This is a genomic window from Curtobacterium sp. PhB190 (genome assembly GCF_004365385.1).
Classification (GTDB): Bacteria; Actinomycetota; Actinomycetes; order Actinomycetales; family Microbacteriaceae; genus Curtobacterium.
In genome coordinates, this window is record NZ_SODN01000002.1 from 256,474 (window position 1) to 281,406 (window position 24,933).

Sequence of the window (24,933 nt, forward strand, 5' to 3'; positions counted from 1 at the left end):
CGCCCCATCCGCGCGCCACGGCGCGCACCACGGAAGGCGGTCGACGTGACGGACACGATCCTCGAGATGCGTGACATCACCAAGACGTTCCCCGGCGTGAAGGCCCTGCAGGGCGTCTCGATCGAGGTCGAGCGTGGACAGGTCCACGCCATCTGCGGCGAGAACGGCGCCGGCAAGTCGACCCTCATGAAGGTGTTGTCGGGCGTCTACCCGCACGGCTCCTTCGAGGGCGAGATCCTGCTCGACGGCGCACCTGTCTCGTTCGCGAACATCAACGACTCCGAAGCCGCTGGCGTCGTCATCATCCACCAGGAACTCGCGCTGAGCCCGTTCCTGTCGATCGCCGAGAACATCTTCCTCGGCAACGAGCGGTCCAAGGGCGGCTTCATCGACTGGAACAAGACGAACCTGGCAGCCGCCGAGCTCCTGCAGCGCGTCGGCCTCAAGGACAACCCGGTCACGAAGATCGTGGACATCGGTGTCGGCAAGCAACAGCTCGTCGAGATCGCGAAGGCACTGTCGAAGAAGGTCAAGCTCCTCATCCTCGACGAGCCCACCGCTGCCCTGAACGACGACGACTCCGCGCACCTGCTCGAGCTCATCCGCTCGTTGCAGGCCGAGGGCATGACGGCGATCATCATCAGCCACAAGCTCAACGAGATCAAGGCGATCGCCGACAAGGTCACGATCATCCGCGACGGCAAGACCATCGAGACGCTCGACATGCACGCCGACGACGTCTCCGAGGACCGCATCATCCGCGGGATGGTCGGCCGCGACCTGTCGAACCGGTACCCCGAGCACGAGCCGAAGATCGGCGAGGAGCTCCTGCGGATCGAGGACTGGACGGTCCACCACCCGCTCGACGGGTCACGCGAGATCATCCACCAGGTCGACCTGAACGTGCGAGCCGGCGAGATCGTCGGCATCGCCGGACTCATGGGCGCCGGGCGGACCGAACTCGCGATGAGCGTGTTCGGCCGGTCGTACGGATCCGGCATCAGCGGCACCGTCTACAAGCGCGGCGAGCCGATCAAGACCCACACGGTGTCGCAGGCGATCGACCACGGCATCGCGTACGTCACCGAGGACCGCAAGCGCTACGGCCTGAACCTCATCGACGACATCAAACGGAACATCTCCGGGTCGGCGCTCGGCAAGCTCGCCAGCTGGGGCTTCGTGAACGCGTCGGAGGAGACCACGGTCGCCGGGCAGTTCCTGAAGAACCTCAACATCAAGGCACCGAACGTCGACGTCATCACGGGCAAGCTCTCCGGCGGCAACCAGCAGAAGGTCGTCCTGTCGAAGTGGATGTACACCGACCCGGACGTGCTCATCCTCGACGAGCCGACCCGCGGCATCGACGTCGGTGCGAAGTACGAGATCTACACGATCATCAACAGCCTCGCGGACCAGGGCAAGGGGGTCATCGTGATCTCCTCGGAGCTCCCGGAGCTCCTCGGCATCTGCGACCGCATCTACACACTCTCCGAGGGCACCATCACCGCCGATGTGCCCCGCTCCGAGGCCACCCCAGAGGTCCTCATGCAGTACATGACCCAGGAACGGGAGACCCCTGTCAATGAACGCGCTTAAGTCCGCCGCCGGCTACCTCACCGGGCAGCTCCGACAGATCGGCCTGTTCATCGCGCTGATCGTCATCGTCGTCTTCTTCCAGGTGACGACCAACGGCATCACCCTGGCCCCGATCAACGTCTCGAACCTGATCGTCCAGAACAGCTACATCCTCATCCTCGCCATCGGCATGGTGATGGTCATCATCGCCGGGCACATCGACCTGTCCGTCGGGTCGGTCGTCGCCTTCACCGGCGCCATGGCCGGCGTGATGATCACGCAGTGGCACATCCCGTGGCCGATCGCCGTCGTGCTCTGCCTCGTCGTCGGAGCGCTCGTCGGCGCCTGGCAGGGGTTCTGGATCGCCTACTTCGGGATCCCGGCGTTCATCGTCACCCTGGCCGGCATGCTCGCCTTCCGCGGTGCGGCGCAGATCGTGCTGCACAACCAGCAGATCTCGCCGTTCCCGGACGGGTTCCGTGCCCTCGGGTCCGGCTTCCTGCCGTCGTTCGGCACCACCGGGTACGAGCCGCTCACGATGATCCTCGGCTTCGCCGCCGCGGCCGTCATGGCCGTCACGGCGTTCCGCGGCCGGGCCACCCGCCGCAAGTACCAGCTCGAGAGCGAACCGTTCGCCTGGTTCATCGTGAAGCTCGTCTTCGGCGTCGTGCTGGTCGTCTACGTGGCCCTGCTGCTCGCGAGCTACAACGGCACCCCGATCGTGCTCGTCATCCTCGGCGCACTCGTGGTGATCTACTCGGTCATCATGCGGAGCGCGGTGTTCGGCCGCCACGTCTACGCCATCGGCGGCAACGCCCTGGCCGCGCAGCTGTCCGGCGTGAAGACGAAGCGCCTCACGTTCATGCTGTTCGTCAACATGGGAGTCATCTCGGCCCTGGCCGGCGTGGTCTTCACCGGTCAGCTCAACCTGGCGGCACCCGGTGCGGGCAACGGCTTCGAACTCGACGCCATCGCCGCGGTGTTCATCGGTGGCGCAGCGGTCACCGGCGGCATCGGCACGGTCCCCGGCGCCATCGTCGGTGGTCTCATCATCGGTCTGCTCAACAACGGTATGTCGATCCTCGGCGTCGGCACCGAGTACCAGTCGCTCATCAAGGGCTTGGTCCTGCTCGCCGCCGTCGCGTTCGACGTGTTCAACAAGCGTCGGGCTGCTGCCGCGCGCAAGTAGGGATGCGCGCGGTCGCGTTCGCGGTCGCTTGGTGAACAGAAAAGGTCGGGTCCTCTGTGGGGACCCGACCTTTTCTGCTCACGATCGTGACGCGACGGCCCAACCCCTGGCCGGGAGGCGCAGGGTCCCGTCCCCGAGATCCGCGCCGCCCGCCTCCACCCGCGTCGCATCCGCCGCGGGCACCTCGACGGGATCGGCCGACAGGTTCAGGGCGGTCACCACGGCCGCGTCCGACGTCGCGGTCCGCAGGACGACCGCCGTGTTCGTCAAGTGCACCACGTCGGTGTGCGCCCGGTGCAACCACGGGTTGCGGCGGCGCAGGGCGATCAGGGCCTCGTACGCGTGCGTCAGATCGCCCGCTGCGGGTGGTGTGTCCGGGAACTCCGGTCGGACCGCGTCGTCGCCACCCGCGCGTTCCTCCTTCACCCCGGTCCAGCCGTACTCGTCGCCCGCGTAGACGATCGGGGTGCCGGCGACGGTGAACAACACCGCGGCCGCGTGCCCGGCGAACTGCTCCCCCACGGCGCTCGCGATGCGGGTGACGTCGTGGTTGCCGATGAAGGTCGTCGGGGCGAACGTCTCGAGCAGGGCGTCGTGCCGCTCGATCGCGTGCGCCAGTTCGTGGCCGTTGCCGTCCGCGATGCCGTGCCAGATGCCCTGCCACAGTTCGTACTGCGTCAACGAGTCCATGGTCGACTCCCGCGCGATCGCCGCCGCGTCGCCGTGGATCACCTCACCGCTGAACCACGCGTCCGGGAACCGCTCGCGCACCCGCGGCAGCACCCTGGCCCAGAACGCCGGTGGGACCGCGTACGCAGCATCGAGGCGCCAGCCGTCGATCCCGCGCTCCAGCCAGTGCGTCATGATCTGCACGACGAGGTCCTCGGACGCTCGGCTGTCGTGGTCCAGCGCCACGAGGATGTCGTGTCCCTCGAACAACCCGACGGGAACCGGCTGCCCCGGCGTCCACCCCGACCAGTCGATCGCGAACAGGCCAGCGGTCGCCGCGTCCGGTCCCTCTTCTTCGAGCGCCCGGAACGCCGGATGCTCACGGCCGACGTGGTTGAAGACACCGTCGAGCAGGACCCGGATCCCCCGCTCGTGCGCCCCGGACACCAGACGGTCGAAGTCGGAGTCGTCGCCGAGCCGAGGGTCGATCCGGAAGTGGTCCACCGTGTCGTAGCCATGGGTGGAGCTCGCGAACACCGGCCCGAGCACCAGGCCGTTCAAGCCGAGGTCCACCACGTGGTCGAGCCAGGGTTCGATGCGGCCGAGACGGTGCTCGACGGCGCGCTCCTCGACCGGCACCCCCGGGCGGACGTCCGCCCCGACGAACCCGAGCGGGTACACGTGCCACCACATGACGTGCGGGACCCAGGCGGGCTCGGGCGGACGGGACGGTGCGGTGTCGGTGCTCACCCCTCGACACTGCCAGCCGCGCCTGTGCTGGGCGCTCCTGTGCTGGGAACGGACAGGGACGACAGGACGAGGATGTGGGCATGGGACGTGCGATCAGGACGGAAGCGGACGCTGCGGCGTCGGAGTCGGCACAGGCCGATCGGACCTGTGCGTCGTGCGGCCGTCGGATGCCGTCGACGGCGGCACCCGAAACCAAGTGGTGTTCCCGCGCCTGCCGCCGCCACGGAGTGGACCGGACGGACCTGGCACTCGAACAGCGCATCGACGAGCTGCTCGCCGCACGGGCACGCACCTCGAGCATCTGCCCGTCCGAGGTCGCTCGGTCGCTCGAACCGGACGACTGGCGCCCGCTCATGGAGCCCGCCCGTCGAGCGGCCCAGCGCATGATGGCGCGCGGCGAGGTCGAGATCACCCAGGGCGGCTCCGTCGTGGACCCGTCGACCGCGAAGGGCCCGATCCGCATCCGCCGCCCGCGGTGAGGGAACACCTGTCGCGCACCGTCGGTTGGGGACGGGGATGACTGCAACCGGATCGACCGAACCGACCCCCGTCCAGCCCCGAGCCCTCGTCGTGGGAGCGAGCGGCATCACCGGCTCCGCCCTGGTGGGCCACCTGCTCGACCTCGGCTGGGACGTGACCGCGCTGTCCCGCCGACCGCTCCCCCAGCAGGACGTCCGGACCGTCGCCGCGGACCTCCGCGATCCCGACAGCCTCGGCGCCGCGCTGGCCGACGAGCGTGCCACGCACGTGTTCTTCACCGCGTGGCAGCGCCAGGAGACGGAGGCGGAGAACATCCGCGTGAACGGCGGCATGGTCCGCGACCTGCTCGCCGCACTCGCGCACGCCCCGCTGGCGCACGTCGCGCTGGTGACCGGGCTGAAGCACTACCTCGGCCCGTTCGAGGCCTACGCCGCGGGCGAGATGCCGGACACGCCCTTCCACGAGGAAGAGCCCCGCCTGGACACCCCGAACTTCTACTACGCACAAGAGGACGAACTGTTCGCCGCCGCCGAGCGCCAGGGCTTCACGTGGTCGGTGCACCGCTCGCACACCGTGATCGGGCACGCCGTCGGCAACGCCATGAACATGGGCCTGACGATCGCGGTGCAGGCGACGCTCGCGAAGGAGCTCGACCTGGACTTCGTGTTCCCGGGCAGCGAGGCGCAGTGGAACGGCCTGACCGACATGACCGAGGCGGGGATCCTCGCCGAGCAGATGGTCTGGGCGGCGACCGCACCCGAGGGTGCCGACGAGGCGTTCAACATCGTGAACGGTGACGTCTTCCGGTGGCGCTGGATGTGGCCGCGCCTCGCGGCGCACCTCGGCGTCGACCCGGCGCGCGCGGTCGGGTACCAGGACGAGCCGCGACCGCTCGAGCAGCAGATGGCGCCGTACGAGTCGGAGTGGGCCGGCATCGCCGAGCGACACGGTCTGGCAGAGGCGGACATCACGCGACTCGCCTCGTGGTGGCACACCGACGCCGACCTCGGTCGCGCGATGGAGGTCGTCACCGACATGGCGAAGAGCCGCGAGGCCGGGTTCACGGCCTTCCGCCGGACCGAACGCGCGTTCGCCGACCTGTTCGCGCGCTACCGGGCCGACCGACTCATCCCCTGAGCCGTCGGCCCGGGACAGCGGGCTACAGCGCGAGCAGGAGCACCACGAGCGTCGCGACCGACAGCACCAGCAGGACGACGGCGCCCTGCAGGTCCTTGTCGTGCGCTCGGAGGTGCGCCACCACGGCGCCGACGAAGTAGACCACCGCGCCGATGGCCGCGGCGATGGCGAGCGGCACCCACCAGATGCCGATGACGAGCCCGGCGGCAGCGGCGACCTCGAGCACCCCGAGGACCGTCATCTGCGCGGGAGTGACGTGGACGGCCTGCATCGAGGCGACGATCTTCGGGTTGCGGACGAGTTTCATGACGCCCGACCCGAGCAGGGCCACGGCGAGGACGAGGGACAGGACGACGGCAGCGATGTGCACGGGGAACTCCAGGTGATGAAACGGATGCTTGTCCCCGTTTCAAACCGGGGACTGCTCCCCGTATTCCCGGCCACGCGATCTAGGCTCGGTGCATGACCCGCCGAGACGTCGCCCGGAACCGTCAGGCGCTCGTCGACGCGGCCCGGTCCGCGTTCACCGACCACGGCCTCCAGGCTGCACTGGAACCGATCGCGGTCGCAGCGGGACTCGGCAACGCGACCCTGTACCGGCACTTCCCGACCCGAGCGGCGCTGTGGGAAGCCGTCCTGGTCGAGCCGATGCACGAGGTGCTCGACCTCGTCGAGCACTGCCGCGAGCTGTCCGCCTCGGACCCGTGGGAGGGCTTCGCGACCTTCGTCCGCGAGACGGCGGCGATCGAGGCGCGCCGCACCGGGTTCAGCGAACTCATGACCACCGACTACCGCGACGCTCCGGAACTCCTCCGGCTCCGCATCGCCGTGCAGGACGGGATCGACGCCCTCTTCACAGCCGGGCAGGCGGCCGCGGTCCTCCGCGCCGACGCCACGCTGGCCGACGTCGCACTCCTGCAGCTGTCGATCGCGGAGACGATCCGCACCTTCGGCCGGGTCGCGCCCGAGGCGTACCGACGCTGGGTGGACCTGGTGCTCGACGGGTTCCGGGCGGCGGACATCCCGCGCGGCGTGCTGGCCGGACGCCCCCTGCGCGGCGACCAGGTCCGTCGGGCACTGGCGGAGCGTCACCAGCCCGCCGACCGTCAGAAGGCGTAGCGGATCCGACAGGACGGCAGGTGCTCGGCGACGAGCTCGCGGAAGCGCTCGATGAGCTGCCCCTTCATCCCGGACCGGTAGCGGACGTTCACCGCACCGTTCTGCGACACCTTCTGCTCCTGCAGGTCGGGGCGCCAGAGCAGGTCCTCGGCCTTCGGGTGCCAGCCGAGGTTGACCTCGTGCAGGGGTTGGTTGTGCGTGAGGAAGATCACCTCGGCCGCGATCTGCGCCTTGGCGGCCGGTGACAGTACGTCGTCGACCTGCCGCAGCAGCTCGGTCCAGTCGGACTCCCACGTCGGGGTGACGATGACGGGCGAGAAGTTGAGGTGGACCTCGTAGCCGGCGTCGACGAACTCGTTCACCGCAGCGATCCGCTCGGCGACGGGACTCGTCCGGATGTCGGTGACCTTCGCGGTGTCGTGCGGCATGAGCGAGAACCGGATGCGCGTCCGGCCCATCGGGTCCCAGTCGAGCAACTCGCGGTTGACGTACTTCGTCGCGAAGGACGCCTTCGCGGTCGGGGTCATCCGGAACAGGTCGCACAGGTCACGGACGTTGTCGCTGATCATCGCGTCGACCGAGCAGTCGCTGTTCTCGCCGATGTCGTACACCCACGACTCGGGATCGCACTGGTTCGGCTCGGTCTTCGGCCCCTGCTTCGCGATGTTGCGAGCGACGTGCTTCGTGATCTGGTCGATGTTGGCGAACACCGTGACGGGGTTGCTGTAGCCCTTGCGCCGCGGGACGTAGCAGTACGCACACGCCATCGCACAGCCGTTCGCCGTCGAGGGCGCGATGAAGTCGGCGGAGCGGCCGTTCGGTCGCGTGATCAACGACTTCTTCACGCCGAGCACCAGCGCCTCGGTCTTGATCCGGACCCACCGCTGCACGTTGCGCTCATCGCCGTGCACCTCGGGGATGTTCCAGTGGGACTCCACCGGCACGATCTCGGCGTCCGGCCAGCGCCCGATCACCTCTTGCCCGCGCTGCAGTTCGAGGGCAGCGGGCTCGGCGTAGATCCGACGGACGTCGAGCATCGGGCGGGCGCGGTCGTTGCTCATCGACTCCTGTCTACCGGGGACCACTGACGGTGCAGACTCGGGGCATGACCGCCGAAGCCGACGACCATTACTTCTTGGTGAACGGCCGACGCTGGCGCCGCACCGACCCGGCCCTGCCCGAGGAACTCGCGGCCGCGCTCCGTTCCCACCTGGGGCGCGGGCGCAACGCGGTGAAGACCGCGAAGCGCGCGGGCGACGACGCTGCGCTGGCCGCGGCACGGCACCGGAACGGGCTCGCGAAGCACGGTCTGGGCGAACGCGGCACGGAGTGGTGGACGCGCCCCGAGGCCGATCGGATCGCCGACGCCGAGCAGGCCCTGGCCGACCTGGACGCTCTGCCGTGACGACGATCCGTCCGCCGCGCCTGGACCGCATCCTGAACCTCATCGTGTTCGGCCCGGTGATGATCGGGACAGGAGTCGCACTCGCGAGCGTGGCCTTCGTACCCGGAGCATCGGCGCGGGTGTTCGTCTTCGTCCTCGGTGTCGCCTTCATCGCCGGCGGGACCTGGGCCACGGCCAGGCTCCGTCGCGTCGCCGTGCACCTGTCCGACGAAACCCTCCGGTACTCCGGCTTCCTGTCGTCGTGGACCGCACCGCGTGCGGGCATCACCGCGGTGCTCGACGACGCGTACGTCGAGTGGCGCGACGATCGCGGTGTCGGCCACCGACGGCAGATCTGGCTGCTGACCCGAGCATGGGAGGACGACGGCACGAGGTTCGCCCCGCTCTGGCGCTGGCGACGCGAGGCGCTCCTCGAGGTGCGGGCGTGGGCAGCGACTCACGAAGTCCGAAACGTCCCATGACGCCCGCGGTGGAAAGCGGAATCGGGCGTACCTGGTCGGAAGTTCCGACCAGGTACGCCCGTTTCGACCAGGTACGCGGCCAGCCTCGTCAGCCCTCGGTGTGGCCCAAGGACGGCTCGAGGAGCAAGTGGGCCGTGCGGGATGCCGACGCGTGCAACTCGAACACGACGAGCTCGTTCCGGCCTGAGCGCAGGACCGGCCCCGGGATCGCCAGGGTCTGCTGCGGGCCGCGCGACCAGTACCGGCCGAGGCAGAACCCGTTCACCCAGGCGACACCCTTGCGGAAGCCGTCGAGCGCCAGGTAGCGGTCGTCCACCGCGTCGAGGTCGAACGACCCCGCGGCGAACGTCGGCCCGGCGAGCACCTCGCCGTCGGCCGGTTCCACGGCGGACAGCGCATCGAGGGCGGACGGTGCGATCGGGTCGAGCGCCAACGGTGCCGCGGTCCAGCGCGACAGCGGGACACCGTCGACGGCGACCCCGCCGATCAGGCCTTTCGGTTCGCCGATGCGGATACCGTAGTCGACCCGGCCCTGGTCCTCGACGAGCAGTTCGAGCGTGCCGGTCACCGGCGGCAGGACGACGGCGCGGTCGTGGTGCTCGCGCTCCAGGACGCCGACGACGACGCCGTCGACGGACACGATCGCGCGGTCGCGGACCTCTTCCCCGATGGTCAGCACTCCGCCGGTCGGCAGGTCGACCTCGGCGCGGTACAGGACGAAGCCGCTGGCCGCACCGAGGGCGTCGAACGTCGGCGGCTCGTCGTGCGCCGACCACGTCGTGAGCGTGGGCAGCAGGGAGCGGAGCGACGCGACGCGGTCGAGGCGGACGGCGAGGTCCGTGGCGGGGGTGATCCGGGCCTCCAGGCCGACTCCGTCCGCCCCATCGGACGCGAGTCGACCCGACCCACCCGGCTCCATCGACGCCGGGAGCGGCGGGACGGGCGCGTAGCGCTCGATGACCGCGCGGAAGGCGTGGAACTTCGAGGTGGGCCGACCAGCCTCGTCGAGCGGGGCGTCGTAGTCGTACGACGTCGCGATCGGACGGTAGACGCCCTTGTCGTTGGCGCCGTTGGTGAAGCCGAAGTTCGTGCCACCGTGGAACATGTAGATGTTGACCGAGCCACCGGCGGCGAGCAGGACGTCGAGGTCCGCTGCGCTGTCCGCGGCCGAGGTGGTGTGGTGGTGCTCGCCCCAGCTGTCGAACCAGCCGTCCCAGAACTCCGAGCACATCAGGGGTCCGGTGGGCTGGGCCCGCCGCAGGCGTTCGAGGCGCGCGGCGGACCGCGACCCGAACGAGCCGGTCTTGTGCAGCGACGGCAGCGAACCGTCCTCGAGCATCGTGCCCATCGGCTGGTCGACGCTCGTGAACGGGACGGTCAGCCCGATGTCGCGGTGCATCTGCTCGAGTGCACGCAGGTACTCGGGGTCGGAGCCGTAGGCGCCGTACTCGTTCTCGACCTGCACCAGGACGATGGGCCCGCCCTGGTCGATCTGCCGAGGGACCAGCACGGGGGCCAGCTGCTGCAGGTACGTCTGGACCGCCGCGAGGAACCCGGGCTCGTTGCGCCGGACGCCCACGGAGCCGTCCGCGAACAACCAGTACGGCAGACCGCCGTTGGCCCACTCCGCGCAGATGTAGGGGCCGGGGCGGACGATGGCGTGCATCCCCTCGGCAGCGACCAGGTCGAGGAACCGGCCGAGGTCGAGCCCGCCGGTCAGGTCGAAGACCCCGGGCGACGGCGCGTGCGCGTTCCAGGCGACGTAGGTCTCGATGGTGTTGAGGCCCATCAGCTTCGCCTTGCGGATCCGGTCGGCCCACAGGTCGGGGTGTACGCGGAAGTAGTGGATCGCACCGGACAGCACGCGGTGCGGCTCGCCGTCGAGCAGGAAGTCGGTGTCGCCGATGGCGAATCGCATGAGATGACTCTTTCAGACAGCGGGGTCGTGCGGACGATGTCCGCACGACCCCGGGGAGTTGGTGCCGGTGCTACTTGGTCGAGACCGTGAAGCCCTGGTCCTTGCCGTACTTGGCGAGGGCCTTCTGCCAGGCCTCGAGGCCGGCGTCGAGCGAGGTGCCGTTCTCGTACGCCTGACCGACGGTGTCGGCGTAGACGCTGTTCGCGTACACCTGGTACGGCAGGTAGGTGAAGTCGTTGTCCGAGGACTTCGACGCGTCGACGAGCACCTTGTTGATCTGCTGCCCACCGAAGTAGGACGGCTTCTCGTCGAGGAAGGCCGACGAGTCGAGGTCAGCGGTCGTCGAGGGGAACCCACCGGACTTCATGAAGACGCCGGTCGACTCCTTGGACGAGTTCAGCCACTTCAGGAAGCCCGCGGCGAGGGCCGGGTTCTTCGACTGCTTCATGACGACCTCGGCGCTGCCGCCGTTGTTCGCGGTCTGGGCGGTGCCGCCGTCGTAGGTCGGCATCGGGGCGACGCGCCAGTCACCCGAGGCCTGGGCGACGCCGGACTCCAGGTTGCCGGGCATCCAGGCGCCGGTGATCATCGTGGCGATCTCACCGTTGCCGAGCTGCTTGTACCAGTCATCGGTCCAGCCGACGGTCTTCGACAGCAGGCCCTGCTCGACGAGCTCGTTCCAGGTGCTCGTCCACTTCTTCGAGCCCTCGTCCTGCAGGTTGATGGTCACCTTGTCACCGTCGGTGGTGAACGGGGTACCGCCGGCCTGGGCGATCATGCTCGTGGTGAAGCCGGCGTCGCCGGAGTCGGCCGCGATGTAGGCGTTCGGGTCGGCCTCGTGCAGCTTCTTCGCGGCGGCGACGTACTCGTCCCAGGTCTTCGGCACGGCGATGTCGTGCTTGTCGAAGACCGTCTTGTTGTAGAACAGCGCCATGGGGCCGGAGTCCTGCGGCAGGCCGTAGACCTTGTCGTCGATCGACACCGAGCTCCAGGTGCTCTTCGCGAACTTGTCCTCGAGCGAGTCGAAGCCGTAGCCGGACAGGTCGAGCAGCGAGTCGGACAGGGCGAACTGCGGCAGCGCGAAGTACTCGACCTGGGCGACGTCGGGGGCGCCCGAGCCGGCCTTCACGGTGTTCTGGAGCTTGGTGTACTGGTCGGCGCCGGTGCCGGCGTTGACGAGCTTGACCTTCACCTTGGGGTACTGCTTCTCGAACGCGGCGACCTGGGCCTTGGCGGAGGGGGTCCACGACCAGTAGGTCAGGGTGCCACCGTCCTTCAGTGCCTTGGTGATGTCGTCGGACGAGCCACCGGACGACGAGCCGCCGGTCGCGCAGGCGGCGAGGGCGATCGTGGCGGTGACGCCGATGGCGAGGGCGCTGAGCCCGCGCCGGAGACGCTTGTTCATGGGGGTGCCTTTCACTTCTTCGTGGAGAGGGGGGTAGGGCTGCTGCGTTCCGGACCGGATGGCGCGTGGCGAGGTCGCCACGGGCCTCCCGTCCGACGGATCAGGCCTTGACGGACCCGGCCGCGAGGCCGGACTGCCAGAAGCGCTGGAGGAAGAGGAACGCGACCACGATCGGGATGATCGTGAGGAGCGATCCCGTGACGACGAGGTTGTAGATCGGCTGCGCACCGGACCCGGTGGCCTGGGCGTTCCACTGGTTCAGGCCGACCGTCAGGGGGTACCACTTCGGGTCGCTCAGCATGATGAGCGGCAGGAAGTAGTTGTTCCAGGTGGCGACGACCGCGAAGAGCAGGACGGTGACGACACCGGGAGCGAGCAGGCGGAGCGCGATGGTGAAGAAGATCCGGAACTCGCCGGCGCCGTCCATGCGGGCGGCCTCGAGGAGTTCGGCGGGGATCGCGTCGACCGCGTAGGTCCAGATCAGGTACATGCCGAACGGGCTGATGAGCGACGGCAGGATGATCGACCACGGGGTGTTGGTCAGGCCGACCTGCGAGAAGAGCAGGAAGGTCGGGACCGCCAGGGCCGTGCCGGGGACCGCGATGGCACCGAGCACGATGGCGAACACTGCGCGGCGTCCGGGGAACTGGAACTTCGCCATGCCGTAGCCCGCGACGGTCGCGAGCAGGGTGGCGCCACCGGCACCGACGACCACGTAGAGCAGCGTGTTGCCGAACCACTGCAGGAAGATGCCGTCGTTGTACGTGACGGTGTCGACGATGTTCTGCCAGAGGTTGAAGTCCCCGCCGAACCAGAGCCCGAACGTGGAGAGCAGCGACGCCTGCGTCTTCGTGCTGTTCACGAGCAGGTAGAACAGCGGCGCGAACGAGTAGACGACGAAGACGACCATGACCGCGGTCAACAGGCCGGAACGCTTCGGCTTGCGTCCGTCGACGTGCTGCTCGGCCTTGCGCTCGGCCTTCCGGGAGGCCCGGGTCGAGCGGGTGCGCGGGTCGCGCTGCGTCGTGGTCGCCTCCGCGACCGTGGCCGGTCCGGCGGCGCCGGTCGCGGGGTGCTGGATGGTGCTCATCGGTTCTCCTGGCGGGTTCCGCGGACCTGGACGACGTAGGCGATCACCGCGGTGATCACGCCCATCACGATCGCGACGGTGGCGGAGTAGTTGAACTGCTGGCCGCTGAAGGACAGCGAGTAGGCGTACATGTTCGGGGTGAAGGCGCTGCCGATGACGTTCGGGGCCAGGGTCTTCAGCAGGTTCGGCTCGTTGAAGAGCTGGAAGCTGCCGATGATCGAGAAGATCGTGGCGATGACCATGGGGCCGCGCAGGGCCGGGAGCTTGATCGAGAAGACCGTGCGCAGGGGGCCGGCGCCGTCGAGCTCGGCGGCCTCGTACAGCTCACCGGGCACCGTGCGGAGTGCGGCGTAGAAGATCAGCATGTTGTAGCCGAGGAACTCCCACGTGACCACGTTGCCGATGGAGGTCAGCACCCAGCTCGGGCTGAACGGCTGCAGCAGGTCGATGCCGAGCGCGTCGTTCGCCGCACCGGTCAGACCGAACTGGTTGCCGTAGATGAAGCCCCAGATCAGGGCCGCGACGACACCGGGGACGGCGTAGGGCAGGAACACCGCGATGCGGAAGAACGACGTGCCCCAGAGCCGTGCGCTGTCGAGTGCGAGGGCGGCGACGAGTGCGAGCCCGAGCATGATCGGCACCTGGACGACCAGGAAGATCGCGACCCGACCGAAGCCGGACCAGAACTTGGCGTCCTGGAAGAGCTGAACGTAGTTGGCGAACCAGACGAACTGGTTGCCGCCGATGAGCTGGTCGCGGAACAGGCTGAGCCAGAGGGCGTAGCCGATCGGGACGATGAGCATGGCGATCAGGACGATCACGAAGGGGCCGACGAACAGCCAGCCGGTGTAGCGCCCCCGCGCCTTGGTCCGGCGACCTGCCGGGCGAGGGGCTGCCGGCTGCGCTGCGGCTGCCTCGCCGGGCCGCGCTGCGAGCGTGCTCATGTGACTCCTTCGTCTGCTGCGTTCGGGTGTCCGGTGTCTCGGCCGCGACCCGGGCCCGGTGACGGGCGCTCTGGCGGTCGCAGATGTTGACGTCAACATCGAACGTCAGGACGATAGCATGGCAACGTCAACATGCGCTAGCGTCCGGGAACGCAGACTGCGTGATCCCGCAACGGAAGGAGCTCGAGCCGATGACGACCGAGTCCCCCGCCGGCACCCGCCGCTCCCCCTCGATGGCCGCCGTCGCCGACGCCGCCGGGGTCTCGATGCAGACCGTCTCGCGCGTCGCCCGCGGGTTCGACAACGTCAGCCCGGACACCCGCGACCGCGTGCAGCGCGCGATGGACACCCTGGGCTACCGGCCCAACCGTGCCGCACGGGCCCTGCGATCGGGGCGCTTCCGCACCATCGGCGTGATCATGTTCACGCTCGCGTCCTTCGGCAACATGCGCACGCTCGAGGCGATCGCCGACGCCGCCGGGGCAGCCGACTTCACGATCACGTTGCTGCCGATGGCCTCGCGCACCGAAGAAGGCGTGCGCTCCGCGTTCTCCCGCCTGCACGAACAGGCCGTGGACGGCGTCGTGATCATCATCGAGTCGCACATCATCGACACGGCCGAGGTGGTACTGCCCGACGGCGTGCCCATGGTCATCATCGACTCCACCGGCAGCACCGACCACCCCGCGATCGACACCGACCAGACCGACGGCGCCCGCCAGGCCACCCAGCACCTGCTCGACCTCGGCCACGAGACCGTCTGGCACGTCGCCGGACCGACCTCGTCGTACTCCGCCGCACGCCGGTTGGCCGCGTGGCAGGACACCCTCGAGCGCGCCGGTCGGCTCGTCCCGCCGGTGTTCCACGGCGGCTGGAGCACCGATTCCGGCTACCGCGCCGGCCTCACCATCGCCGCACGCCCGGACATCACCGCCGTCTTCGCCGCCAACGACCAGACCGCGCTCGGGGTGCTCCGCGCCGCGCACGAGTTCGGGCGGTCCGTGCCGTCGTCGCTCAGCGTGGTGGGGTTCGACGACTCCCCCGAGTCCGACTCCTTCTGGCCGCCGCTCACCACCGTGCACCAGTCCTTCGACGAGGTCGGGCGCCGAGCCGTCGCCAACCTGCTCGCCCAGATCGACGGCGAGTCCGTGTCCTCCGCCCCCGACCTGGTGCCCGTGCGCCTGGTGGAGCGGGCGAGCACCGCGCCGCCGCCCGCCGCGCGCTGACGCGCTGCGCTGCGCGCCGCGCTGCGCTGCGCTGCGCTGCGCGCTGCGCACGTTTCGCGCCCAGCGACACCTCACGCGCGCCGCGCCCCGTGAACTGTCGCCCAGCCCGTGAGACCGGCCACGCGCCGGACAGGAGGCCCGGCGCCAGCCCGCCACGGTCCTCCCGTCCGCCAGCCGCGCACGTTTCGCGCCCAGCGACACCTCACGCGCGCCGCGCCCCGTGAACTGTCGCCCGGCCCGTGAAGTCGCGGCCGGCGCCGCGCGCCAGCGCACGAACGAGCAGAGGACGTCGGGCGCGAGCGCCCGACGTCCTCTGTGCTCACTCGACGCCCGCCGCAGCGAACGCCGAGGCGTCTCAGCCGATCGACACGGCGGTCCAGGACACGGGCGGCAGCTCGATCGTGATGGTGTCGCCGTCGCGGCTGACCGTCTCGTTCGTGCGGAGCCCGACGCGCTCGGTGGACGAGAGGTCGTTCACGGCGTGGATGTCGTCGTCCCAGACGCCCTCGGCACGGACGTCGCCCGAGGCCGCCAGGCCCGCGAGGTCGATCGTGACGGTGGTCGACTCGGACGGGTGGCGGTTGATGAGGAAGACCGCTGCCTTGCCGTCCTCGGTCACGGTGGCGGCCGAGTCCACGACCGGCACCTCGCCGTACTTGCCGCCGTCGACGGTGTCACCCGAGGCCTTGACCTGCAGCGACGTGCCGTTCGCCAGGCGCGACGTCACCGAGAACGGGAAGAACGTCGTCTGGCGCCAGGCCGGGCCGCCGGGCTCGGTCATGATCGGGCCGATGACGTTGACGAGCTGCGCGAGCGAGGCCGAGGCGACGCGGTCCGCGTGGCGGAGCAGCGAGATGAGCAGCCCACCCACGACGACGGCGTCGGCGACGGTGTAGACGTCCTCGAGCAGACGCGGGGCGACGGGCCACTCGTCGAGCGTGAACTCGGCGGCCTGCTCGTGCCACTTCGTGATCGACCAGACGTTCCACTCGTCGAACGAGATATCGATGCGCTTGTCGGACTTCTTCTGCGCCTGCACGTGGTCGGCAGCGGTGGTGACCGTCTTGATGAAGTGGTCCATGTTGACGCCGGCGGCGAGGAACGACGGCAGGTCGTTGTCCTCTTCGTAGTAGGCGTGCGCGGAGATGTAGTCCACGTCGTCGTAGGTGTGCTCGAGGACGGTGCGCTCCCACTCGCCGAACGTCGGCATCGACGCTCCGGACGAACCGCAGGCGACCAGCTCGAGGTCGGGCTGGATCTGGCGCATGGCCTTCGCGGTCATGGCGGCGAGCTTGCCGTAGTCCTCGGCGTTCTTGTGGCCGAGCTGCCACGGGCCGTCCATCTCGTTGCCGAGGCACCACATCTTGATGGCGAAGGGCTCCTGGCGACCGTTGGACTTGCGGTACTCGGACAGTGCGGTGCCGGCGTCGATGTTCGCGTACTCGAGCAGCTCGATCGCCTCGGCGGTGCCGCGTGTGCCGAGGTTCACGGCGAGCATGAGCTCCGAACCGACCTGGTCGAGCCAGTGCTGGAACTCGTGCAGGCCGACCTCGTTGGTCTCGGTCGAGTGCCAGGCCAGGTCGAGGCGCTTCGGGCGCTGCTCGACGGGGCCGACGCCGTCCTCCCACTTGTAGCCGGAGACGAAGTTGCCGCCGGGGTAGCGGATGGCGGAGACGCCGAGTTCCTTGACGAGCTCGACGACGTCCTTCCGGAAGCCGTGCTCGTCAGCGGTCTCGTGCGCGGGCTCGTGGATGCCGTCGTAGACGTGGCGGCCGAGGTGCTCGACGAACCCGCCGAACAGGCGACGTCGCACCGGCCCCACGGTGAACGCGGCGTCGAGGACGAGGTGTGTGCGGGGCATGGATCTCCTTCGATCGTGCGAGAGCGGGTACTGCGGGTCGTGCGGTGCGCGGGTTCGATCCGGCGCCAGGGGTAGCGAAGCGGACCGTCACGAAAGTGAGCGCTCACCTGACCGAAACGCTACCGGGTTCCACGGCGACGCGAAAGGGGTGGCGGATGATCTTCGCGAGCGCTAATGTGAGCGCTCACGGAGCACCGACCCACGGCTCTCGTGCACGGAGCAGCAGTGTTCCGCGAACGGAGCAGCGATGCTCCGGCGGGAGCACCGACCCTGCTCCCGAGCCCGGCCCATCCCGATGGAGTGATGCCATGCCGAACCGCCCAGCAACACCCGCGTCGCGCCTCTCGCGCCGCGGCTTCCTCGCCGCAGGAGCGGCGGCCGCGACGGTCCTGCCGCTCGCCGCGTGCTCGAGCCCGATCGCGGCCGGCCTGGCCGGCAGCGCCCTCAACCCCGAGACGCTCGTCTTCTGGAACCTCTTCGGCGGCGGTGACGGCCTCCGCATGCAGGCGATGGAGGACGGCTACGCGAAGCAGCACGGCGGATCGAGCTCGCTGCAGGCCACCACGTTCGCGTGGGGCAACCCGTACTACTCGAAGCTGACACTGGCCACCGTCGGGAACAAGCCGCCGGACGTCGCGGTCGCCCACCTGACCCGCGCGAAGCCGCTGTGGGACGGCGACCTGCTCGACCCGATCACGTCCGAGGACCTGGCGAGCGTCGGCCTGAGCGCCGCCGACTTCAACCAGAAGGCGTGGACGGCGCAGAAGACCGACGGCAACAACATCGCCATCCCGCTCGACACCCACCCCTTCGTGCTCTTCTACAACGTTGACGTGTGCAAGAAGGCGGGCCTGCTCGACAGTGACGGCAACCTCAAGGACCTGTCCGGCATGGACACGTTCGAGAGCGCCCTCGCCGCCGTCGCGAAGGTCACCGGCGGCACCGCGCTCAACGTCGCCAACGTCGTGCCGGAGACCGCCACCCCGTGGCGCTTCTTCTGGACGATGTACAACCAGATCAACGACGCGACCCCGTTCATCAGCGACGGCGGCGCGAAGCTCACGGTCAACGAGGACGCCTACAACGAGGTCACCAGCCGCACCCAGAAGTGGGTCAAGCAGGGCTGGATGAACAAGGCGCTCGACTACGCCACGGCGCAGTCCCTGATGTTCGACGGCAAGGCCGGCTTCTTCATGCAGGGCGAGTGGGAGATCAGCACGGCGCAGTCCATCAAGGGACTGAAGTTCGGCATGGCCCCGATCCCGCAGCTCTACGACAAGCCCGCGACGCAGGCGGACTCGCACACCTTCGTGCTGCCGAAGAAGGACCGCACGCCGGAGCAGCGCAAGCAGCACATGCTCTTCATCAAGCAGATGCTCGAGCAGAGCCTGACCTGGGCCGAGGGTGGGCACGTCCCCGCCTACATCCCGACCTTCGACAGCAGCGCCTACAAGGAGCTCAAGCCACAGTCGAACTACGCGGCCGCAGCCGAGACCGCCGTGTTCGACGACCCCGCCTGGTACGGCGGCTCCGGCTCGACCTTCGAGGGCACCGTCGGCGCCCAGCTGGCGCTCGTGCAGCAGGGCAGCTCGTCGCCCGCACAGGCGCTCAGTGCCATCAAGTCGCAGCTCGCAACCTACCTGAACACCCCGAGCCCGCTGTGACCGGGCACACGACCGCCCGGCTCGTACGCTCCGGGCACACGACCCACGCGATCGCCGTGAACACCGCGCGAAAGGCACGATGACGTGACCACAGCACCTGTCCTCGACCGGCCCACGGACGCGGCCACCGCGTCGCGTCCGCGCCGGAACCGCACCTACGGCACCAGCCTCACCCGTGGCCAGGGCCGCAGCGGCTGGCTCTTCCTCGCCCCGTTCGGCCTGTTCTACGCGGCCTTCCTGCTCGGCCCGACGGTCTGGATGATCGTCTCGAGCTTCTTCAACACCTCGACCGTCCGCACGGGCCTCGGCAGCTTCGCCGGGTTCGCGAACTACGCCGAGATGCTCGGACGCTCCGACTTCTGGTCGTCGCTCTGGCACACGCTGCAGTTCACGCTGTACACGACGCCGCCGCTCGTCATCCTGGCGTTCGTCTTCGCCGTGCTGACGAACCGGATGAACCGCGGCCAGTGGTTCTTCCGACTGGCGTTCTTCCTGCCGTTCATCCTGCCGTCGGCAACGATCTCGCTCATCTGGGTGTTCATCTTCACGCCGGCGACCGGCCTGTGGGCGAGCATGCAGTCGGCGATCGGCCTCACCCCGGGCTCCGGCATGCTGTCCAGCCCGAACACCGCGATGATCGGTGTCGCGATCGCCACCGTCTGGTGGACCCTCGGCTTCAACTTCGTGCTCTACCTGGCCGGTCTGCAGGAGATCCCGCGCGAACTGTACGAAGCGGCCGCCGTCGACGGTGCGTCGAACTGGCAGCAGATCAAGTCGATCACGCTGCCGCTGCTCGGCCGCACCACGACGCTGGTCATCCTGTTGCAGATCATCGCGAGCCTGAAGATCTTCGACCAGGTGTACCTGATGACGAACGGCGGACCGGGCATCTCCACCCAGGTCTCGCTGCAGCTCATCACGGGCGTCGGCTTCACCGACAACCGACTCGGTGCCGCTTCGGCAGCGTCGGTGCTCCTGTTCATCGTGATCGTCGCGATCGCGGTCATCCGGCAGCTCGTCGAGCGCGCTGCCGCCAAGCGAGAGATCGGGGCCTGACATGACCGCCACCGAGAGCATCACCACCGGCCGAGCCAAGCTCCGCACCGGCGTCTCGGCCGCCGCCCCCGCGAACGCCGCCAAGATCGGCGTCTCCGGCAAGGGCTTCAACCTGGTCGCCGGGATCATCCTGATCGTCTTCGCGATCATCTGGCTCATCCCCAGCCTGTTCGCCCTGAAGACGTCGCTGTCCGACAACGGCGTCGCCGCCCTCGGCGCGAACTCGATCCTGTCGAACTGGAACCCGACGCTGCACTCCTACGCGGCACTGTTCCAGGCCGGCGACATCTGGAACTGGTACCTCGCCAGCGCCATCACGAGCGTGATCACGGCCATCCTGACGGTCATGTTCGCCTCGATGGCGGCGTTCGCGCTGTCCCGCTTGGTGTTCCGCGGTCGGAACATCGCGTTCCTGCTCATCATCCTCGGGATCATGATCCCGACGCAGGTCCTGATCATCCCGATCTTCCAGGAGCTCAACGCCGTCGGCCTGCTGAACACCTACTGGTCGGTCATCTTCCCGCAGGTGCCCGCCGTGATCGCGGTGTTCATCTTCAAGCAGTTCTTCGACGGCATCCCGAAGGAGCTGGAGGAAGCGGCTCGCATCGACGGTGCCAACATCTGGAAGATCTACTGGTCGGTCATCCTGCCGCTGTCGCGTCCGGTGATCGCCGCGGTGACGATCCTGACGTTCGTCGGCGTCTGGAACAACCTGCTGCTGCCGCTGTTCGTGCTGTCGAACCCGGACCTCATGACGATCCCGGTCGGGCTCGCCACGGTCCAGGGCAGCTTCGGTCAGCGCTACGCGGACATCCAGGCCGGAGCGATCCTCGCGGCGTTGCCGCTGATCATCCTCTACCTGATCTTCCAGCGGCAGATCGTGGAGGGCGTGACGGGTTCCGGCCTCAAGGGCTGACGCCACCCCACGACGGACGGGAGGCCCGGTGCCAGCTGGCACCGGGCCTCCCGTCCGTCGTGCTGGTCGCGTCTCAGGCGCGGGCGTAGCTGGCGGAAACGGGCGTACCTGGCGAGAAGTTTCGTGACGGTACGCCCGAAAGCACCAGGCATCGCACACGCCATGGGAAGGAACGGGCACCGCTCAGGCGGAGACGGACTCCTTGGCCTCGTGCTTCCAGAAGCCCGAGAACGTGATGCGCGCCTTCGGCAGACCCGCACGGTGCAGGTGCCGGCGGCCCTCGGTGGCGAGGGTCGACTCGCCGACCACGAAGGCGTACCCGCGGTCGTCGACGGGCACGTGCCGCTGCAGTTCGGCGAGCGCGGCGCGGCCCGGGACGGCGTGGTGGTCGACCTCGTCGCGGACGATCCACGTGACCGCGACCCCGGCCGGTGCGTCGATCTCGCGGACGTCGCCGGCGGTGGGGACCTCTTGGATGATGCGTCCGACGGCGTTCCGGGGCAGCGATGCGGCGATGCCGAGCACGCCGGGCAGGCCGGTCTCCTCGGCCGCGATCACGATCTCGCTGGTGTCCTCCGGGCAGTCGAAGATGCAGCCCTGGTCGAGCATCGCCAGCTGGTCGCCGGGGCGGGCGCCGCAGGCCCAGATCGCGGCACGGCCCTCGGGCTCGCCGTCGGCGTCGGTGTGCACGACGAAGTCGATGTCCATCTCGGCGGTGCCGTCGGGCATCGGGCGGAACGCGGCGACGGTGTAGTTCGCGCAGTGTGGGCGGACGTCCTCGGGGATGGCCAGGAACGTCGGCCACCACTTCTTGCCGTCGAGGTCCGGCATCCGGAACGCGTCCTGGTCCGGACGCCCGGTGAACAGGCGGAACCAGTGGTCGAAGCCGAGGAACGGGAACTCGTGCAGGTCGTCGCCGGTGACGGTGACGCGCTGCATCGACGGCGTCGTGCGCTCGGTCCGCAGGACTCGGGCACGGAAGAGCCGGGGATTCTCGGGCAGGAGCCGCGGAGTCTTCGCCATGAGGCAAGGCTAACCTAAGATGTTCTCCGTGCCAGCCCCCTCCCCTGCCCTGGCTTCCGTCTCGGAGGCCCGCACCGCCGATGCGTCAGCAGCCCTCGGTGTCCACCGCACCGCCGTCCGCCGCCGCGTCCTGGTGATCGCCGGACTGGTCGTCGTGCTGGTCCTGGTGGCGGTCGCGAGCATGCTCCTCGGCAGCAACCGGATCAGCGTCGACCGGGTGCTCGACGGCCTCTTCCGGACCGGGTCGACCACAGACGAGGCGATCGTCTGGGGCTCCCGGGTCCCGCGCACGCTCATCGGTGCCGCAGTCGGTGCGGCGCTGGGGATCGCGGGACTCCTGATGCAGGGACACACGCGCAACCCGCTCGCCGACCCCGGACTGTTCGGCGTCTCGTCGGGCGCCGGGCTCGCCGTCGTCCTCGGCGTCTACGTGTTCGGGGTCACGAGCACCGGCGCGACGGTGTGGTTCGCCCTCGGCGGCGCACTGGTCGCGAGCGTCGTGGTGTTCTCGGTGACGATCGCGGGCAGCGGGACGGCCAGCCCGGTCCCCCTCGCCCTCGCTGGCGCTGCCGTCTCGGCCCTGTTGGGCGCGCTGACCTCGTTCGTCGTCCTGACCGACCAGGACTCGCTCGACGCGTACCGGCTGTGGGTCGTCGGTTCCCTCGCCGCACGCCAACTCGACATCCTCGGCGCGGTGTGGCCGTTCCTGGTCGCCGGGCTGGTGCTCGCGATCCTGAACGTCCGGGCACTCGATGCGCTCGGGCTCGGCTCGGACCTGGCCAGGGGCCTGGGCGAGAACGTGCTCGTCGCGCGGCTCGTCGGGCTCGGGGCCATCACGTTGCTCGCAGCCGGTGCGACCGCCGCCGCCGGGCCGATCGGCTTCGTCGGCCTGACCGTGCCGCACGTCGCCCGAGCCCTCGTCGGCACCGGGCACCGGTGGACCCTGCCGGTCTCCGGGCTCGTCGGAGCGGCGCTCGTGCTGCTCGCCGACGTCGTCGGACGCCTGATCGGCGGGTTCTCGGAGGTCGAGGTCGGCATCGTCCTGGCCGTCATCGGCGGCCCCGTGTTCGTCGCCGTCGCCCGTCGCCGATCGCTGGTGTCCCTGTGACGGGCGCTGCGGTCCGCGCGCCCGGCCGTTCCGGTGTCCGCATCGGTCCGATCGGCCTCGCCTGGCGCCCGCGGGTGTTCTGGTACACGGTGGCCTCGCTCGGTCTGGTCCTGGCGCTCGTCGTCCTCGGTGTGGCGATCGGCTCGACCTGGATCGCCCCGGGCATCGTGCTCCGCTCCCTGGTCGGGCTCGAGACCGGCCCGGACGGCTTCATCATCACCACGCTCCGACTGCCCCGTGTCCTCACCGGAGCGCTCGTCGGGCTGACCCTCGGCATCGCCGGCGCACTGACCCAGACCTTCACGCGGAACCCCCTGGGCACCCCGGACATCATCGGCGTGACGTCGGGCGCGAGCGTCGGCGCCGTGGCGGCCATCGTGCTCGGCGGGGGCACGTACTCGGTGTCCTCGATCGTGCTCAGCGGCGGGATCCCGGTGGCCGCGACGATCGGTGCGCTCGTCGCCGCCGCCGTCGTGTACGGGCTCGGTTGGCGCGGTGGGGTGCAGAGCTACCGGCTCATCCTGGTCGGCATCGGTGTGAGCGCGACCCTCGACGCCGTGACGAGCTACCTGCTCGTCCGCGCCAAGATCACCATCGCGACCGCCGCGTCGCAGTGGCTCGTCGGCAGCCTGTCGAGCACCTCGTGGTCGAGCGTCTGGCCACTGCTCATCGTCGCCGCGGTCGCGGTGCCGATCGCCCTGGCAACGAGTGCGGCGCTCGGCATCGGACAGCTCGGTGACGAGGTCGCGACCGGGGTGGGGCTCGCCGTCCAACGGCACCGCCTGCTCGTGATCGCCCTGGCCGTCGTGCTCACCGCCGCCGCCGTCGCCGCTGCGGGACCGGTCGGCTTCGTCGCGTTCGTGGTGCCGCAGGTCGGACTCCGGCTGGCCGGGACGAACCGGCCACCGCTGCTGCTCGCCGGTCTGCTCGGCGCCGCGCTGGTCCTCGCGGCGGACCTGCTGTCCCGATCGGCGTTCCCGTGGCAGGTACCCGTCGGCATCATCACGACCGTGATCGGCGCCCCGTACCTGATCTGGCTCCTCATCCGTCACCGCAAGGAGATGTCCCGATGACGACACCCCCGTCCACCCCGGTCCTCGAAGCCCGCGGCCTGTCCGTCGGCTACGACCGGCACCCCGTGCTGACCGATCTCGACCTGCGCGTCGAGCGCGGCACCGTGACGACGTTCCTCGGCGCGAACGGCTGCGGCAAGTCGACCCTGCTCAAGGCCTTCGGGCGGGTGCTGAAGCCGCAGTCCGGCGAGGTCCTGCTCGACGGTTCCCCGATCCGCAAGGAACCGAACCGCCAGGTCGCGCGGAAGCTCGCGATCCTGCCGCAGTCGCCCGTCGCCCCCGCCGGCACGAGCGTGCTCGACCTGGTGATGCGCGGCCGCAACCCGCACCAGTCGTGGGCGAAGCCGTGGACCGCGGACGACGCCGACGTCGCGGAGCAGGCCATCGCGGCGACCGGCCTGACCGACGTCGCACACCGCGACGTCGCGAGCCTGTCGGGTGGCCAGCGACAGCGTGCATGGATCGCCCTGGTGGTGGCGCAGCAGGCCGACACGTTGCTGCTCGACGAACCGACGACCTACCTGGACCTCGCGCACCAGCTCGAGGTCCTGCGCCTGGTGCGCCGGCTCAACCGCGAGCAGGGTTCCACCATCGTGATGGTCCTGCACGACCTGTCGCTCGCGGCCCGGTTCTCCGACCGGCTCGTCGTGCTGCACGACGGCGGGGTCGCTGCCGACGGCGCACCGCACGAGGTACTGACCCCCGCGTTGCTCGAGCACGCCTTCGGGCTGCACGCGCGCGTGTTCCCGGACCCCGTGACCGGCGCCCCGATGATCGTGCCCGAGGCCGACGAGCACGACACGTCGCTGCACCGCGAACGCGACATCGCGCTGGCGACGGCGGCAGACTTAGGTTAGCCTCTCC

The 24,933-nt window shown here is 69.5% G+C and carries 23 protein-coding genes; 14 read left to right on the forward strand and 9 right to left on the reverse strand.

Features of this window, described 5'->3' with window-relative positions; translation table 11 throughout:
- Positions 1-45 precede the first annotated feature (45 nt).
- On the forward strand, positions 46-1,596 hold the full coding sequence (mmsA, locus tag EDF47_RS03960) for a multiple monosaccharide ABC transporter ATP-binding protein (protein ID WP_131845834.1): 1,551 nt from the start codon (positions 46-48) through the stop codon (positions 1,594-1,596).
- Complete coding sequence (mmsB, locus tag EDF47_RS03965) at positions 1,583-2,764, forward strand: multiple monosaccharide ABC transporter permease (RefSeq protein ID WP_133937980.1); 1,182 nt, start codon at positions 1,583-1,585, stop codon at positions 2,762-2,764. Before mmsA ends, mmsB begins: the two co-directional genes overlap by 14 nt.
- A 78-nt stretch (positions 2,765-2,842) precedes the next feature.
- On the opposite strand, the gene EDF47_RS03970 is transcribed toward mmsB, so the two are convergent.
- Positions 2,843-4,183, reverse strand: coding sequence for an alpha-amylase family glycosyl hydrolase (locus EDF47_RS03970; RefSeq protein WP_243834001.1), 1,341 nt, complete (start codon positions 4,181-4,183; stop codon positions 2,843-2,845).
- 227 nt (positions 4,184-4,410) lie between these two features.
- On the opposite strand from EDF47_RS03970, the gene EDF47_RS20145 reads away from it, so the two are divergent.
- Entirely contained in the window at positions 4,411-4,662 is a 252-nt protein-coding gene (locus tag EDF47_RS20145; RefSeq protein WP_235035881.1) for a DUF3253 domain-containing protein, read from the forward strand.
- A gap of 37 nt (positions 4,663-4,699) precedes the next feature.
- The gene (locus EDF47_RS03980) at positions 4,700-5,800 is read left to right on the forward strand and encodes an SDR family oxidoreductase (RefSeq protein ID WP_133937982.1); all 1,101 of its coding nucleotides are present in this window, start codon (positions 4,700-4,702) and stop codon (positions 5,798-5,800) included.
- A 22-nt stretch (positions 5,801-5,822) separates the two neighbouring features.
- Here EDF47_RS03980 and EDF47_RS03985 read toward each other — a convergent pair whose 3' ends face one another.
- Positions 5,823-6,170: a DoxX family protein gene (locus EDF47_RS03985; protein WP_123938477.1), complete on the reverse strand. Its 348-nt coding sequence runs from the start codon at positions 6,168-6,170 to the stop codon at positions 5,823-5,825.
- Positions 6,171-6,262: 92 nt separating this feature from the next.
- On the opposite strand from EDF47_RS03985, the gene EDF47_RS03990 reads away from it, so the two are divergent.
- Positions 6,263-6,919 carry a TetR/AcrR family transcriptional regulator gene (locus tag EDF47_RS03990; protein WP_133937984.1) on the forward strand — a complete coding sequence of 219 codons (657 nt, stop codon included), beginning with the start codon at positions 6,263-6,265 and terminating at the stop codon, positions 6,917-6,919.
- Here the strand turns inward: EDF47_RS03990 and EDF47_RS03995 are convergent.
- A complete protein-coding gene (locus EDF47_RS03995) occupies positions 6,907-7,980 on the reverse strand; it encodes a spore photoproduct lyase family protein (protein ID WP_133937986.1) in 1,074 nt (357 codons plus the stop codon). The genes EDF47_RS03990 and EDF47_RS03995 overlap by 13 nt on opposite strands.
- Before the next feature lie 44 nt (positions 7,981-8,024).
- Here EDF47_RS03995 and EDF47_RS04000 point away from each other — a divergent pair, with 44 nt between their 5' ends.
- On the forward strand, positions 8,025-8,324 hold the full coding sequence (locus EDF47_RS04000) for a biopolymer transporter Tol (RefSeq protein ID WP_133937988.1): 300 nt from the start codon (positions 8,025-8,027) through the stop codon (positions 8,322-8,324).
- Complete coding sequence (locus EDF47_RS04005) at positions 8,321-8,785, forward strand: hypothetical protein (RefSeq protein WP_133937990.1); 465 nt, start codon at positions 8,321-8,323, stop codon at positions 8,783-8,785. The genes EDF47_RS04000 and EDF47_RS04005 overlap by 4 nt, the downstream gene beginning before the upstream one ends.
- 88 nt (positions 8,786-8,873) lie before the next feature.
- Here EDF47_RS04005 and EDF47_RS04010 read toward each other — a convergent pair whose 3' ends face one another.
- From EDF47_RS04010 to EDF47_RS04025, 4 genes are all read right to left on the reverse strand, one after another.
- Positions 8,874-10,703, reverse strand: coding sequence for a beta-galactosidase family protein (locus EDF47_RS04010; protein ID WP_133937992.1), 1,830 nt, complete (start codon positions 10,701-10,703; stop codon positions 8,874-8,876).
- 70 nt (positions 10,704-10,773) lie between these two features.
- Positions 10,774-12,108: a sugar ABC transporter substrate-binding protein gene (locus EDF47_RS04015; RefSeq protein ID WP_173169216.1), complete on the reverse strand. Its 1,335-nt coding sequence runs from the start codon at positions 12,106-12,108 to the stop codon at positions 10,774-10,776.
- A 100-nt stretch (positions 12,109-12,208) separates the two neighbouring features.
- Positions 12,209-13,198, reverse strand: a complete 990-nt coding sequence (locus tag EDF47_RS04020; protein WP_208320961.1) for a carbohydrate ABC transporter permease — start codon at positions 13,196-13,198, stop codon at positions 12,209-12,211.
- Positions 13,195-14,142 (reverse strand): sugar ABC transporter permease, encoded by a 948-nt coding sequence (locus tag EDF47_RS04025; protein WP_133937582.1) that lies wholly within the window; start codon positions 14,140-14,142, stop codon positions 13,195-13,197. The genes EDF47_RS04020 and EDF47_RS04025 overlap by 4 nt, the downstream gene beginning before the upstream one ends.
- 191 nt (positions 14,143-14,333) lie before the next feature.
- Between EDF47_RS04025 and EDF47_RS04030 the strand changes: the two genes are divergently transcribed.
- Positions 14,334-15,368, forward strand: coding sequence for a LacI family DNA-binding transcriptional regulator (locus EDF47_RS04030; protein WP_123292307.1), 1,035 nt, complete (start codon positions 14,334-14,336; stop codon positions 15,366-15,368).
- A 355-nt stretch (positions 15,369-15,723) separates the two neighbouring features.
- Here EDF47_RS04030 and EDF47_RS04035 read toward each other — a convergent pair whose 3' ends face one another.
- Entirely contained in the window at positions 15,724-17,229 is a 1,506-nt protein-coding gene (locus EDF47_RS04035; RefSeq protein WP_133937584.1) for an alpha-N-arabinofuranosidase, read from the reverse strand.
- Between the two features lie 308 nt (positions 17,230-17,537).
- Between EDF47_RS04035 and EDF47_RS04040 the strand changes: the two genes are divergently transcribed.
- The 3 genes from EDF47_RS04040 (at position 17,538) to EDF47_RS04050 (ending at position 20,865) form a co-directional block, all read left to right on the forward strand.
- On the forward strand, positions 17,538-18,893 hold the full coding sequence (locus tag EDF47_RS04040) for an extracellular solute-binding protein (protein WP_111086245.1): 1,356 nt from the start codon (positions 17,538-17,540) through the stop codon (positions 18,891-18,893).
- Between the two features lie 84 nt (positions 18,894-18,977).
- Positions 18,978-19,949 carry a sugar ABC transporter permease gene (locus EDF47_RS04045; protein WP_111086244.1) on the forward strand — a complete coding sequence of 324 codons (972 nt, stop codon included), beginning with the start codon at positions 18,978-18,980 and terminating at the stop codon, positions 19,947-19,949.
- A gap of 1 nt (position 19,950) precedes the next feature.
- Complete coding sequence (locus EDF47_RS04050) at positions 19,951-20,865, forward strand: carbohydrate ABC transporter permease (RefSeq protein ID WP_133937585.1); 915 nt, start codon at positions 19,951-19,953, stop codon at positions 20,863-20,865.
- Positions 20,866-21,048: 183 nt separating this feature from the next.
- Here EDF47_RS04050 and EDF47_RS04055 read toward each other — a convergent pair whose 3' ends face one another.
- Positions 21,049-21,888: a siderophore-interacting protein gene (locus tag EDF47_RS04055; RefSeq protein WP_133937587.1), complete on the reverse strand. Its 840-nt coding sequence runs from the start codon at positions 21,886-21,888 to the stop codon at positions 21,049-21,051.
- A 28-nt stretch (positions 21,889-21,916) separates the two neighbouring features.
- Between EDF47_RS04055 and EDF47_RS04060 the strand changes: the two genes are divergently transcribed.
- From EDF47_RS04060 to EDF47_RS04070, 3 genes are read left to right on the forward strand one after another with little or no spacing between them, the layout of a single operon-like run.
- Positions 21,917-22,996, forward strand: a complete 1,080-nt coding sequence (locus EDF47_RS04060; RefSeq protein WP_243834002.1) for an iron ABC transporter permease — start codon at positions 21,917-21,919, stop codon at positions 22,994-22,996.
- Positions 22,993-24,069, forward strand: coding sequence for an iron chelate uptake ABC transporter family permease subunit (locus EDF47_RS04065; RefSeq protein WP_243648873.1), 1,077 nt, complete (start codon positions 22,993-22,995; stop codon positions 24,067-24,069). Before EDF47_RS04060 ends, EDF47_RS04065 begins: the two co-directional genes overlap by 4 nt.
- Positions 24,066-24,926: an ABC transporter ATP-binding protein gene (locus EDF47_RS04070; RefSeq protein ID WP_133937591.1), complete on the forward strand. Its 861-nt coding sequence runs from the start codon at positions 24,066-24,068 to the stop codon at positions 24,924-24,926. The genes EDF47_RS04065 and EDF47_RS04070 overlap by 4 nt, the downstream gene beginning before the upstream one ends.
- The last annotated feature ends 7 nt before the right edge of the window (positions 24,927-24,933 follow it).